A 13,429-nucleotide genomic window follows, 5' to 3' on the forward strand; every position below is an offset into this window, starting at 1 on the left:
CTTCGCCGCGGCACTCAACCGCCGGATCGTCGGGTGGAGACCGTCACGGTGAACTTCGGGTCGCGGGCGATCTGCTCGGTCGGGCCGACCAGGCGCTCCAGGGCGGGGCGGTAGCGCAGCGACGAATTCCACACGCACCAGAGCTGGCCATCGGGTCGCAGTACGCGCGCCGCATCCGCGAACAGGCGCGGTGCCAGCAGGTCGGTGACGGCTGCGCCCGAGTGGAACGGCGGGTTCAGCGCGATGAATGACGCGCTGCCATCCGGCACGGCACCCAGCAGGTCGTCGCGCACGACGCGAACCCGCTCGGCGACGCCGTTCGCGGTGACCGTCGCCATGGCAGAGGCGACTGCGGCAGCCGACTGATCCGACGCGTACACCCGCGCGGACGGATGCCGCATCGCCAGCGTCGCCGCGATGACACCGGTGCCGCACGCGAAGTCGATGAACGGATCATCGGCGGTGCCGCCCGGCAGGTCGGCGGGCAGATGTGCGAGCAGCATCCGCGTGCCGATATCCAGCTTGGCGCCCGCGAACGCCCCGCCGAACGCGCGGATCTCGAGCCCGTCGACCCGTGCCGCCTGAGGCTCGGGGTCGCGGCCGGCGCGCGGTTCGCGCGCGATCAGCACGCGGGACTTCTGACGTGCATGGGTGACGTCGAGCCGCCCGAACGAGGCGCGCAGCACGTCGTTCATGGCGACGCTCATGTGCTTGATGCGCCCGCCGGCGAAGACGACGACGTCGGGGGAGGCGTGTGCGGCGATGAGCCCTGCGATATCGGCCAGCGCATCGAGCGAGCGCGGCAGTCGCAGCAGCACGACGCGTGCACCGCGGACGAGTTCGGCATCGAGCCGAAGTGACACGGTTGCGCCGGTCAGCCCGAGGTCGGCGGCGTTGAGGGCGAGCGCACGTTCGCCGGTGAGCGCGTCCTGGTGCACCCGGATAGGTGCGCGTTTCGTCTCGCTGCGCTCGCTCAACGACCGGAAGGGGGCGGGTGCGCGTTTCGTCTCACTGCGCTCGCTCAACGATCGGGAGGTCGCTGACGCGAGCGCGAGGGCGCCGTACGCGTCGCCGATGACGACGACCTCGCCCGAGCCGACAGCGTCGCGCGCATCCGCAGACTCGTCGAGGAGCAGCCGGTCGGCGGCGTCGAAGGCCGGCAGATCGGGCGCTTCGATGTCGGGTCGGCGTCGCAGCCGATCGAACGCGAAGCTCACTCGGTCGCGTCCTCGGCGTACCGCAGGTGCGCGTCAGACGCGACGCATTCATCGCCGATACGGATGCCGCGGGCCAAGCGACCCTCACCGCGCAGGCGTTCGAGCTCCACCACGGCCCGGCGGCGCAGCTCCCACGGGTCGATCGTGTTGACGTGCACCTTCGTGCCGCCCTCGAAACCCGCAGGGTTCGAGATGCGCCACTTCAACACCACACGCCACGGCATCGGCCACGCGGCCTCCGGCGGCCGGTAGTGCCACTCCTCGTTGGTCGGCACGAGCGGTCCGGTCGCGGCATGCAGGGCGTGCACGAGGTCGGAGACGGCCCGGATGCCGGCATCCGAATGCTCTTGCGGCAGGTTCGCGTCCGACGTCGAGTAGACCTCGAACGCCGGGTAGCGGTGCCCGACTCCAGCGAAGGCGACCGCCCCGCCGTTGGCTGCGACGAGCAGCCGCTGCTCGACCGCGAGGTCGGCGATGCGGTGCTGGTACAGGTTGTGGTCGGATGCCAGCAGTCGCAGCTCACGGTCGACCTGCGGCCCGTGTTCGTCGATCGCGACGAGCTGCTTGTGCAGGTGGTCGAACGAGGCGCCCGCCGGCCGCAACCAGTTCTGGAAGACCGCGACGTACGCGGCGTGCGGTTGCGCCGCCTGGATCTCGGCGAGCGAACGCACCGTGAACGCGATGTAGGCGGCGTGCTCGTCGGGGGTGAGCTCGCCGGACGAGACGAGCTGGTCGTCATGGGTCGCGCCGTCGACGACGTGCCGTCGAGCGACGATCACGTCATGCGACCCGCCGAGTAAGTCGAGCGCCGCCTCTTCGAGCGACGGGGCGACGCCTGACGCAGCGGCGCGGATCGCGGCGAGCGTCTCGACATGGGCGCGGCCCTGCGGCGTCGACAGGTAGTCCTGCGCCCACTCGAACACGCGCGCGGGCTGCCGGAACCCGTGGTTCTCGCGCCAGTACTCCGCCGAGACGATCTCGAACAGGTTCGCGAACCGGCGGAACTCGGCGACCGTGTCGTGGAGGTTCGCCGCCGGGACGGCCCGCACCTCCTCGAAGTCCGGCCCGACCAGCCGTGCCTTCTCGGGGGTGGTCTCGAGGTACCGGTCGCTGCAGAACGCGCATAGCTGCTCCGCATCGCCCGTGTCGAGCCTGCGCGGCGTCGGACGTGGTGCTGCGAGCGGGCGGTGCGCCCGGCCGGGTACCGTCCAGACGCGGGTGCCCGTCAGCGGCCCGATCTGCTTGACCGTGCCGTCGGGCATCCGCACGATCGCCTGCTTCGCGTCGTCGCTCACCCTTCCACCCTACTCAGGTGAGAATGGTCTCATGCGGGTGGTGGTGCTGACGGGGGCAGGGATCTCGGCCGAGAGCGGCGTGCCCACCTTTCGTGATGCAGATGGGCTGTGGGAGGGCCACGCCGTCGAAGACGTCGCGACGCCCGAAGCGTTCGACCGCGACCCCGACACCGTGCAGCGGTTCTACGACGCGCGGCGCCGCGCCCTGGCATCCGTCGAACCGAACCCCGCCCACCGGGCCCTCGCGCGGCTCGAAGGCGCCCTCGGCGACGACCTGCTGCTGGTGACACAGAACGTCGACGACCTGCACGAGCGGGCGGGATCGCAGCGCCTCGTGCACATGCACGGCGAGCTGCTGCGGGCGCTGTGCGCGTCATGCGGCGCCCAGCCGATGTGGGATGCCGATCTCATCGACGCCCCGCCGTGCCCGGCGTGCGGCGTCACGGCACTGCGACCGGACGTCGTCTGGTTCGGCGAGATGCCGTACGGGCTCGACCGCATCGAACAGGCCGTCATCGGATGCGACGTGTTCGCGGCGATCGGCACGTCGGGCGCGGTCTACCCGGCGGCCGGCTACAGCGCCCTGGCCGCGGCCTTCGGCGCGCACACGGTCGAGCTGAACCTCGTGCCCACCGACGCGCTCACACCGTTCGACGAGGTACGCACCGGGCCCGCGTCGATCACGGTGCCCGCGTGGGCCGATGAGCTCATCGCCGCGGCATCCGCCTCGACAGGCCGCGCCGAGTCAGATGGAATGGAGCGATGAAGACGGTTGCCCGCATCGCCCTCGCCGCCGCCATGCTGTTCGCCGGCATCTCGCACCTCACCTTCGCCCGCCGGGACTTCCAAGCGCAGGTGCCAGAGGTGCTCACGCAGGAGTTCGGGCTCGACGCCGACGACGTTGTCGTCGTCTCGGGCGTCGTTGAAGTGGCCTTCGGTGCCGCCCTGCTCGCCCTGCCACGGGAGCGCAGCCGCATCGGCGCACTGCTCGCGGCATTCTTCGTCGCCGTGTTCCCCGGCAACGTCGACCAGTGGGCACGCCGCCGTTCGGCGTTCGGGCTGGACACCGACCGAAAGCGGTTCGTCCGCCTGTTCTTCCAGCCGGTGCTGATCGTGTGGGCGTGGTGGTCGACGCGACCTGACCGTCAGCGCGGGTAGACGACGCCGATCTGGCGGCGCACCTCGTCGAGGGTGCCCATGATGCGGATGCTCTCGTCGAACGGCAGCAGGTCGCTGTCGTGCCTGCCGTCCGCGATGAGCTGCTCGGCGTACAGCGCCTGATACTGCATGCCCCGGCCCTCGACCTGCGACACGTAGGTCTCGCGCACCGTGCCGTCGGGCGCGGTGACACGGAACGAGGTCGGCGTGTACCAGACCCGGTCGATGTCGATCCGCGCCTCCGTGCCGATGACGTGCGCCGTGTTCGGCCCCGCGGCGCGCGCCGACGACAGGGTCGTCGAGACGGCGCCACCGGCGTGCGTGAAGATCGTGGCGACCTCGGCATCCGCCCCCGTCTCGCCCAGACGCCCCGCGGCGGTGATCGTCTCGGGTGCGCCGAGCACGTCCCACGCGAACGACACCGGGTAGATGCCGAGGTCGAGCAGCGCCCCGCCGCCCAGTTCGAGGGCGTTCAGGCGGTGGGTCGGGTCGTCGGTGATCTTCTGCGTGTGGTCGGCGTGCAGCGCCCGCACCTCGCCGAGCGCGCCGTCTGCGAGGAGTTCGCGGATGCGCAGCATGTGCGGCAGGTAGCGCGTCCACATCGCCTCCATTGCCAGCACGCCCCGGTCGGCCGCGAGGTCGCCGATCGCGCGGGCCTGGTCGGCGTCGAGGGTGACGGGCTTCTCGATGAGCACGTGCTTGCCGTGCTCGATCGCCAGCGCCGCGTTCTCGAGGTGCGCCGGGTGCGGCGTCGCGACGTAGATGATGTCGACGCCGGGATCTTCGGCCAGCTCCTGATACGAGGCGTGCGCGCGCGGGATCTCGAACTGGCGGGCGAACGCGTTCGCCGATGCGGCCGAACGCGAGCCGACGGCGGCGACATAGAGCCCTGCGGTGCGCAGATCGCTCGTGAACGCGTGGGCGATGCCGCCCGTGGCGAGGATTCCCCAACGAAGACCGGTCATGCTTCGAGCCTAGGGGTGCTGCGCGGTGAAAGTACGCTCGTAACGTGTTCCCCGCATCCGTCGACCGCTTCCGCGAGCTGCTGCAGATCCCGACCGTCTCGCACGCCGACGAGACCCTGATCGATCCGGAGCCGTTCGACCGGTTCCACGCGGCGCTCGAACGCCTCTACCCGCGCCTGCACGGGGTGCTGGAGCGCGAGGTGATCGCGGGTCATTCACTGTTGTACCGCTGGGCGGGATCGGCCTCCGGCGAACCCCTCGTGCTCATGGCGCACATCGACGTCGTGCCCGTCGTCGACGACGAGTGGGATCGCCCCGCGTTCGACGCCGAGATCGTCGGCGAGGGCGAGGATGCCGAGATCCACGCGCGCGGCGCGATCGACGACAAGGGGTCGCTCGTCGCGATCCTCGAAGCCGTCGAGCAGCTCGTCATCGACGGCTTCACGCCGGTGCGCGACGTGTACCTCGCGTTCGGGCACAACGAAGAGACTGCCGGCGACGGGGCGCAGGAGATCGTGCGAGTGCTGCAGGGCCGCGGCATCCGTCCCGGGCTGGTACTCGACGAGGGCGGCGCCGTCGTCGACGGGGTGATTCCCGGGGTGACGGTGTCGACCGCGATGGTCGGGGTCGCAGAGCGCGGCGTCATGACGGTGCTGCTCACTGCGCGCGAGGGCGGCGGGCACGCCTCGACCCCGCCCGCCGTGCCCGCGACCGCGCGGCTGGCGCGTGCGATCGACCGGCTGCACCGGCATCCGTTCCCGACACGGCTCGCGCCGCCGGTCCGCGCCATGTTCACCACGATCGCCCCGCACGCCCCGCAGCCGCTGCGCTGGGTGTTCTCCAACCTCGGGCTGCTGGGGCCGGCGCTCGCTGCGGCGTTCCCGCGCCTCGGCCCCGAGATGAACGCGATGGTGCGCACGACCGCCGTCGCCACGCAGCTGTCGGGTGCGCCGGGCGAGAACGTGCTCGCGACGACAGCACGTGCTGCCGTCAACATCCGTCTGCTCACTGGCGATACCGTCGACGGTGCAGCCGCCCGCGTGCGACGCATCATCGCCGACCCCGCCGTGGAGATCGAGGTGCGCCACGGCTCCGACCCGTCGAAGGTGTCGCCGTGGAAGGGCGAGGCGTGGCTGCGGATCGCGCAGGCCGTCGCCGACGGGCTCGGCGAGCAGATCGTGACGACGCCGTACATCCAGCTCGGCGCGAGCGACAGTCGCTGGTTCACCGCGATCAGCGACCACGTCTACCGCTTCACCCCGTTCCACCTCACCCGCGCCGAGCGCGACGCGCTCCATTCGCACAACGAGCGCATCCGGGTGGCCGTGTGGCTGCGGGGGATCGGCTTCTACCGCGAGCTGCTGCGCGGCAGCTGACGGCCCGTAGCCGTCAGGGGACGAGGACGATCTTGCCGACCGTGCCCGCTTCGAGCAGGCGGTGCGCTTCGGCGGCCTGGTCGAGCGGCAGGTGCGGACCGATCTCGACCGAGGCGCGGCCCGCGGCCAGCAGCGCGAGTGTCACGGGGATCGCCTCCGTACGCCAGGCGAGCTGCTGCGCCGTGAGCGGATGAGGGCTGCCACCGCTGAAGGCACGGATGCCGAGGTCGTCGGCGTCGGCGCCCCGCACGATCGTGGCAATGCGATCGCGGTCGGCGACGAGGTCGAGCGAGACCTGCAGGGCCTCGTCAGTGCCGGCGGCGTCGATCGCGACGGTGACCTCTTCTGCGAGGTCCCGCACCCGGTCTGCGAGGCCGTCGCCGTACGCCACGGGTTCGGCGCCGAGCGCCCGCACCCGGTCGGCCCGGGCATCGCTGGTCGTGGCGATCACGCGGGCGCCCCACAGCACCGCGAACTGGATGATGGCCTGCCCGACCGCGCCCGATCCGCCGTGCACGAGCAGGGTGTCGTCGCTGCCGACCGCGAGCGACCGCAGGGCCTGGTAGGCGGTCGCGAACGGGATGCCGATGCCTGCGCCCTCCGCCGCACTCACCTGCGGGGGTCTGGGCGTGACCTTCGCGGCGTCGAGGGTCACCTCGGCCGCGTACGTGCCGCCCGCGAAGGCGATGACTACGGCATCCCCGACTCGCAACCCCTCTACACCGGGTCCGACCGACGTGACGATGCCGGCGGCGTCGGCTCCGACACGGCGCGGTTCGGTGAACGGGCCGCTGGGGCGGATGCCCGCGCGCAGCTTCGCGTCGATCGGATTCACACCAGCCGCCTGCACGCGCACGGTCACCTCGCCGTCGCCGGGCGGGGCGAGCTCGACGTCGCCGGCGGTGAGGACCTCGGGTCCTCCCAGCTCGCGGTGGGTGATGGCGGTGGTCGTGGTGGTGCTCATGGTGACCGCAACCGTACCCTGCGGACGGCTATTCCACTCAGGCGCCGGCGAGGGCTTTGGCGATGCGCTGGGGGGAGACGGGTTCGGCGGTGCCGAGGCGCTGGGCGAACAGGCTCACGCGGTACTCCTCGAGCAGCCAGCGGGTGTGCACGAGGTGTGCGGGGGCGTCGGCGGGCAGCGGGATGGTGCCGCCGGCGTCGGTGAAGGATGCTGCGGCCTTCTCGAACTCGGTCATCCGCTGCCGGTCGCGGCCGGGGTTGTCGGCCAGGCCCGCAACCCGCTCGACCGCGGCCTGCAGATAGCGAGGCAGGTGAGCGAGCCGGGCGGTGCCGGTGCGTGAGACGAACCCGGCAGGCAGGAGGCCGGCGACCTGCTGCTTGACGTCGCCGAGCGCGGCGAGCAGCGTCATCGAGTTCTGCGACTTCACGGCGCGTTCGACGTCGCGCTGCAGCACGAGGATGCGGGCGACGAGCGACACCGTCTGGAACAGTTCCTCGACGACCGCCGAAGACAGCGCGTCGCGTACCCGATCGAACTGCGCCGGCGTGCGGACGTCGGGTTCGGTGCGGGCCATGACGGCGTCGGCGACGGCGACCCTGGCGTCCTCGATGAGGGCCTTCGCGGACGGGTACGGGGATGCCGCGAGTGCCAGCTTTTCGGCCGACGTGAGGTGCTCGAGCACGTACGCGGCGGGGGAGGGGACGGCCAGCAGCAGCAGGCGCCGCACACCCGCGTGGGTGAGACGGGCGGCCCGCTCGGGCGTCGCCTCGATGCGCAGGGCGACCGACTCCTTCTCGTCGACGAGCGCCGGATAGCCGCGCACGACACCGCCGGCGACCTTCGTGTCGACGACGGTGGGGAGGTCGCCGAGATCCCAGGTGGTGAGGCCCGTGCGTTCGGTGACGGAGGGGCCGGTGCCGCCCGTGTGGACGGGGCGTTTCGTCTCGTCGCTGCGCTCCTCGCTCAATGACCGGGGACTGGCGGGTGCGGCGAGCTTCTTCGCGACCGACGCCCGGGCACGACCCGACAGGCGGGCCTGTAGATCGGCGAGGTCGCGCGAGCTGCCGACGGTGCGGCCGCGTTCGTCGACGGCGCGGAACGAGACCGAGAGGTGTCCGGGCACCCGCTCCAGTTCGAAGTCGGCGGCGGTGACGGGCTGGTTCGCGACGCGCTGCACGCGGGCCGCGAGCGCTTCGCGGAGGGATGTCGGGGGCAGACCGTCGTGCGACTCCGGGCCGCTGCCGGCGAGCTGCTCCGAGAACGTCGCCGCCCAGTCCGCGGCAGGGACGACGTTGCGGCGGATCGCCTTCGGCAGCGCCCGCAGCAGACCTGTGATGAGCTCGTCGCGCAGGCCCGGCACCTGCCAGTCGAACCCGTCGGGTCGCAGCTGTGCGAGCAGGGCAAGGGGCACGACGACGCTCACGCCGTCGTCGGGCGCGCCCGGCTCGAACCGGTACGTCAGCGACAGCACCTGATCGCCCTGCCGCCACCGCGTCGGGAACTCGCGTTCATCCGCCCGCTCGGACTCACCGACGAGGTCGGCCTCGGTCATGTCGAGCAGCTTCGGCGTGCGAGTCGACGCCTCCCGCCACCACGTCTCGAACGAGCGCACGTCGAACACGTCGCGCGGCACCCGGGTGGCATAGAACGCGTACACGGTCTCGTCGCCGGCGAGCAGGTCGCGGCGGCGCTCCCGCTCCTCGACCTTCTCGAGTCGGCGGCGCAGCTCGAGGTTGCGCCGCTCGAACGCGGTCAGCCGCTTGTCGAGGTGCGCGACGTTCCACTCGCCCTCCACGAGCGCGTGCCGCAGGAACAGCTCGCGGGCGAGCTCCCGGTCGATGCGGGCCAGCTGCACGCGGCGTCGCGGGATGATCTCGACCCCGAACAGTGTCACCTTCTCGGCGGCGACGGCCGCCCCGGCATCCTTCGACCAGTGCGGGTCGCTGAGCGACCGGTTCGCGAGGTCACCGGCGAGCTCCTCAGCCCACGCCGGGTCGATCTGCGCGACCGTGCGCGCGAACAGGCGGGAGGTCTCGACGAGCTCGGCTGCCATGACGGCATCCGGTGTCGCCTTCTTCAGGCCCGAACCGGGGAAGACGGCGAACGAGGTGCCGCGGGCGCCGCGGAACTCGGGCAGCGGCTTGCGCTTGCCCTTCGTGTCGGTGCGGAGGCTCCGGGTGTCGAGGATGCCGATGTGGGACAGCAGCCCCGACAGGATCGCGCGGTGCACGGCATCCGGGTCGGCCGCGCCGCCACCGGCGGGCTGGGGGTCCTTCGTCTTCAGCAGTGCGCGCAGCTGCCGGTGCACGTCGAACCACTCCCGTACCCGGACATAGTTCAGGTGCTCCGAGCGGCAGAGCTTGCGGAACGCGCTGGAGCCGAGCGCTCGCTGCTGTTCCTGCAGGTGGTTCCACAGGTTCAGGAGCGTCAGGAAGTCGCTCGTCGGATCCGTGAAGCGGGCGTGGTACCGGTCGGCCTGCTCGCGCTGCTCGACAGGGCGCTCCCGCACATCCTGGATCGACATGCCCGCCACGATCGGCATGACCTCGCGCAGCACGCCGCGGCGCTGCGCCTCCAGCAGCATCCGCGCGAAGCGCGGGTCGATCGGCAGGCGGGCGATCTCACGCCCGAGTTTGGTGAGCGTCGCCTCGCCGCGGCCGCGCGAGACGGCACGCAGTTCGACGAGCAGGTCGAACGCCGCCTTCACGCCGCGCGAATCGGGCGGGGTGAGGAACGGGAAGGCGGTGATGTCGCCGAACCCGAGCGCGAGCATCTGCAGGATGACCGATGCGAGCGAGGTGCGCAGGATCTCGGGCTGGGTGAACTCGGGCCGCGAAGCGAAGTCGTCTTCGGCGTACAGGCGGATCGCGATGCCCGCCGACGTGCGTCCCGCCCGGCCCGAGCGCTGCTGCGCCGAGGCCTGCGAGATCGCCTCGATCGGCAGCTGCTGCACCTTCGAGCGGGCGCTGTAGCGCGAGATGCGCGCGGTGCCGGCATCCACGACATAGCGGATGCCGGGGACGGTCAGGCTCGTCTCGGCGACGTTCGTGGCGAGGATGATCCGGCGCCGCACGCCACTGAGCTTCGACGGCTCGAACACGCGGTGCTGTTCGGCGGCCGAGAGGCGCCCGTACAGCGGCAGCACTTCGGTCGGTCGGGCATCCTTCGCGTACATGCCGCGAACGGCATCCGCCGCATCCCGGATCTCGGCCTCACCGGGCAGGAACACGAGCACATCGCCGTCGGCCTCGCGGTCGAGTTCGCGCAGAGCAGCGAGCAGGCCGTCGACCTCGTCTTCGGTCTGCTCCTCGCCTTCCTGGCTCTCAGTGACGAGCGGGCGATACCGGATCTCGACCGGGTACGTGCGCCCCGACACCTCGATCACCGGCGCCGGGGTCTCATCGGCGGCGGCGAAGTGCTTCGCGAAGCTCTCTGGGTCGATCGTCGCCGAGGTGATGATGACCTTCAGGTCGGGGCGCTCTGGCAGGATGCGGGCCAGGTACCCGAGCAGGAAGTCGATGTTCAGCGACCGCTCGTGCGCCTCGTCGACGATGATCGTGTCGTAGCGCCGCAGCAGCCGGTCGCGGTGGATCTCGTTGAGCAGGATGCCGTCGGTCACCAGCGCCACCTGTGTCTCGGCGGAGACCTGGTCGGTGAAGCGCACCTTGTAGCCGACCGTCGAGCCCAGCGGCACCTGCAGTTCCTGCGCGATGCGCTCGGCGATCGTGCGCGCGGCGATCCGGCGGGGCTGGGTGTGCGCGATCGACGTGCGCCCGAGTTCGAGGCAGATCTTCGGCAGCTGCGTCGTCTTGCCCGACCCGGTGGCCCCGGCGACGATCACGACCTGGTGGTCTGCGATGGCGCGCGCGATCTCATCCCGCGCTGCACTGACGGGCAGCTCCGGGGGATAAGCGATCACGGGCGTAGGCATAGCGTTCCATCGTATCGAGCCGGCGCCGCGGCCCGGGCCCTCACCTGCGCGCCTACGCTGGAAGGATGAGCATCCCCACTGTTGAACTCAACGACGGCGTCCGCATTCCGCAGCTCGGCTTCGGCGTCTTCAAGGTCGACCCGGCTGATACCGAGCGCATCGTCACCGACGCCCTCGAGGCCGGCTACCGCCACATCGACACGGCCGCCATCTACGGCAACGAAGAGGGGGTGGGCCGCGCGCTCGCCGCCAGCGGCATCCCGAGGGACGAGCTGTTCATCACCACCAAACTGTGGAACGACCGGCAGGCCGGCGACGAGCCGTTGGCCGCGATCGACGAGAGCCTAGCCAAGCTCGGCCTCGAGCAGGTCGACCTGTACCTCGTGCACTGGCCGGCACCCAAAGGCGGCAACTACGTCAACGCGTGGGAGAAGATGGTCGCCATCCGCGACGCCGGCAAGACCCGGTCGATCGGGGTCAGCAACCACCTGCCCGAGCACCTGCGCGACATCATCGCGGCGACCGGTGTGACCCCCTCCGTCGACCAGATCGAGCTGCACCCGGCGTACCAGCAGCGCGATGTCACCGACTTCGCGGCAGAACTCGGCATCCGCATCGAGGCGTGGGGACCGCTCGGGCAGGGCAAGTACCCGCTGTTCGACGAGACCCCCGTCGCGGCTGCGGCAGCCGCGCACGGCAAGACCCCGGCACAGGTCGTGCTGCGCTGGCACATCCAGGAGGGCAACATCGTCTTCCCCAAGTCGAACAGCCCGGCGCGCATCCGCGAGAACCTCGACCTGTTCGACTTCGAACTGACCGCCGACGAGCAGGCGGCCATCACCGCGCTCGAGCGCGGCGGCCGCGTCTCGGCGCACCCCTCCGAGGTCAACTGACGCAGCCGGCTGCCCGGCGACTACACCCAGCCGGGCAGCCAGTTGTGGAGGCGGTAGAACTCGTACGGAATCTGTATCGCCGACCACAGCGGGTACCAGAACACCGCGAGCACGACCGCGACACCCAGGAACACCAGCACGACCCGCTGCCCCGACTGGCGTCGCTCGCGGCTCTGCGTCGGTGCGCCGGCGATCTCACGCAGCGCGAAGACGAGCCCCAGCAGCAGGAACGGGTACATGACGACCGTGTAGAACTGGAACACTGTGCGCTCGGGGAACGCCAGCCACGGCAGCCAGGTCGCCGCCACGGCGACGAGCACGAGCGCGTGACGCCAGTCACGGTGCAACGCGAACCGGTAGACGAGCCAGATGAGCGCGACGATCGATGCCCACCACACGATCGGATTCGGCATCGAGTAGAGGATGTCCAGGCATCCACTCGCGGACGCACACCCGTTCTGCCCGTCCGCCGTGCTGGCGGCATACATCGAGGTTGGCCGCACGAGCAGTGGCCACTGCCACGCAGGGCTCATGTAACTGTGCGCCGTCGACATCTGCGCCATCGAGTTGTAGATCGTCTCGTGGTACCGCCACAGGCTCTGCAGCGACAGCGGCAGCCAGCCGAACACCCCCGACGCAGTATCGGCTTCGACGGCGTGCCGCTGGTACCCGCCGTCGGTCGCGAACCACCCGGCCCACGACGCGAGGTAGACGGCGAGGGCGACGGGCACCAGGAGGATGAAGGCGACGACGCCCTGCCGCACGGCATCCAACGCCCACCACGGCAAACCGAGACGACGACGCTCCAGTGCGTCGGTGATGACGAGCCACAGGCCGATCGCGGCGAGCACCCACACGCCCGACCATTTGACGGCGCACGCGGCGCCCGCGGCCACCCCGGCGGCGACGACCCATGGGCGTGCCCACAGCACGGGACCCCGATCCGGCGACAGCGCGGCGCGCGCAGCCGTCGCGTCGGCGCGTTCCCGGAGCCGTGGGAAGTACGACTGCCGATCGCGCACGGCGAACCACACCGCCAGCAGCGTGAACAGTGTCAAGAAGATGTCGAGCAGTGACACCCGGCTCATCACGATGCCGAGCCCGTCGATCGCGAGCAGTCCCGCCGCGACACCCGCGAACACGAACGATCCGGTGAGCGTGCGCGCCAGCAGGTACAGCACCAGCACGCACGCGGTGCCGGCCAGGGCCGCCGAGATCCGCCAGCCGAACGACGACTCCGGTCCGAACAGCCACATGCCCAGCCCGATGAGGTACTTGCCGAGCGGGGGATGGACGACGAAACTGCCCTCGCCGGTGAAGATGTCGGTCTCGCCGGCGGCGAAGCGTTCGTCGGCGCCGTCGGGCCACGTCGACGCGAAGCCCAGCATCCACTGGCTCCAGGCGTCCTTCACGTAGTACGTCTCGTCGAAGACGAGGGTGTGCGGGTGCCCCAGATTCCACAGTCGCAGCACGGCCGCCAGCATCGTCACGAGCACCGGCGTGAGCCACTCCCACCGCCCCAGCAGGGTCGCGTCGTCGAGCACGCGGCGTCGCCACGCGTCGTACCGGGAGCGGCGCGGCGCCGGCAGCAGCGGCGGGGCGGAGGCGGTCACGACCCCAGCCTATGCTG

General features: G+C 71.0%; 10 protein-coding genes. 4 read left to right on the forward strand and 6 right to left on the reverse strand.

What is annotated here, in order from left to right; all coding sequences use genetic code 11:
- Positions 1–14: 14 nt before the first annotated feature.
- On the reverse strand, positions 15–1,217 hold the full coding sequence (locus AC3ENX_RS02145; protein ID WP_434810190.1) for a class I SAM-dependent methyltransferase: 1,203 nt from the start codon (positions 1,215–1,217) through the stop codon (positions 15–17).
- The gene (locus AC3ENX_RS02150) at positions 1,214–2,512 is read right to left on the reverse strand and encodes a DUF4921 family protein (protein WP_434810191.1); all 1,299 of its coding nucleotides are present in this window, start codon (positions 2,510–2,512) and stop codon (positions 1,214–1,216) included. Before AC3ENX_RS02150 ends, AC3ENX_RS02145 begins: the two co-directional genes overlap by 4 nt.
- Before the next feature lie 31 nt (positions 2,513–2,543).
- On the opposite strand from AC3ENX_RS02150, the gene AC3ENX_RS02155 reads away from it, so the two are divergent.
- On the forward strand, positions 2,544–3,278 hold the full coding sequence (locus AC3ENX_RS02155) for an NAD-dependent deacylase (protein WP_434810192.1): 735 nt from the start codon (positions 2,544–2,546) through the stop codon (positions 3,276–3,278).
- Positions 3,275–3,670 (forward strand): DoxX family protein, encoded by a 396-nt coding sequence (locus AC3ENX_RS02160; protein ID WP_434810193.1) that lies wholly within the window; start codon positions 3,275–3,277, stop codon positions 3,668–3,670. Before AC3ENX_RS02155 ends, AC3ENX_RS02160 begins: the two co-directional genes overlap by 4 nt.
- Here the strand turns inward: AC3ENX_RS02160 and AC3ENX_RS02165 are convergent.
- Positions 3,658–4,635: a Gfo/Idh/MocA family protein gene (locus tag AC3ENX_RS02165; RefSeq protein WP_434810194.1), complete on the reverse strand. Its 978-nt coding sequence runs from the start codon at positions 4,633–4,635 to the stop codon at positions 3,658–3,660. The genes AC3ENX_RS02160 and AC3ENX_RS02165 overlap by 13 nt on opposite strands.
- Before the next feature lie 44 nt (positions 4,636–4,679).
- On the opposite strand from AC3ENX_RS02165, the gene AC3ENX_RS02170 reads away from it, so the two are divergent.
- Positions 4,680–6,011 (forward strand): M20/M25/M40 family metallo-hydrolase, encoded by a 1,332-nt coding sequence (locus tag AC3ENX_RS02170; RefSeq protein ID WP_434810195.1) that lies wholly within the window; start codon positions 4,680–4,682, stop codon positions 6,009–6,011.
- A gap of 13 nt (positions 6,012–6,024) precedes the next feature.
- Here the strand turns inward: AC3ENX_RS02170 and AC3ENX_RS02175 are convergent, their stop codons facing one another.
- Positions 6,025–6,975, reverse strand: coding sequence for a quinone oxidoreductase family protein (locus AC3ENX_RS02175; RefSeq protein ID WP_434810196.1), 951 nt, complete (start codon positions 6,973–6,975; stop codon positions 6,025–6,027).
- 37 nt (positions 6,976–7,012) lie between these two features.
- A complete protein-coding gene (gene hrpA / locus AC3ENX_RS02180; protein WP_434810197.1) occupies positions 7,013–10,906 on the reverse strand; it encodes an ATP-dependent RNA helicase HrpA in 3,894 nt (1,297 codons plus the stop codon).
- A 65-nt stretch (positions 10,907–10,971) separates the two neighbouring features.
- Between hrpA and AC3ENX_RS02185 the strand changes: the two genes are divergently transcribed.
- On the forward strand, positions 10,972–11,799 hold the full coding sequence (locus tag AC3ENX_RS02185; protein WP_434810198.1) for an aldo/keto reductase: 828 nt from the start codon (positions 10,972–10,974) through the stop codon (positions 11,797–11,799).
- 20 nt (positions 11,800–11,819) lie between these two features.
- On the opposite strand, the gene AC3ENX_RS02190 is transcribed toward AC3ENX_RS02185, so the two are convergent.
- Complete coding sequence (locus tag AC3ENX_RS02190; RefSeq protein WP_434810199.1) at positions 11,820–13,412, reverse strand: dolichyl-phosphate-mannose--protein mannosyltransferase; 1,593 nt, start codon at positions 13,410–13,412, stop codon at positions 11,820–11,822.
- Between the last annotated feature and the right edge of the window lie 17 nt (positions 13,413–13,429).

This window comes from Microbacterium sp. bgisy189 (assembly GCF_057707225.1).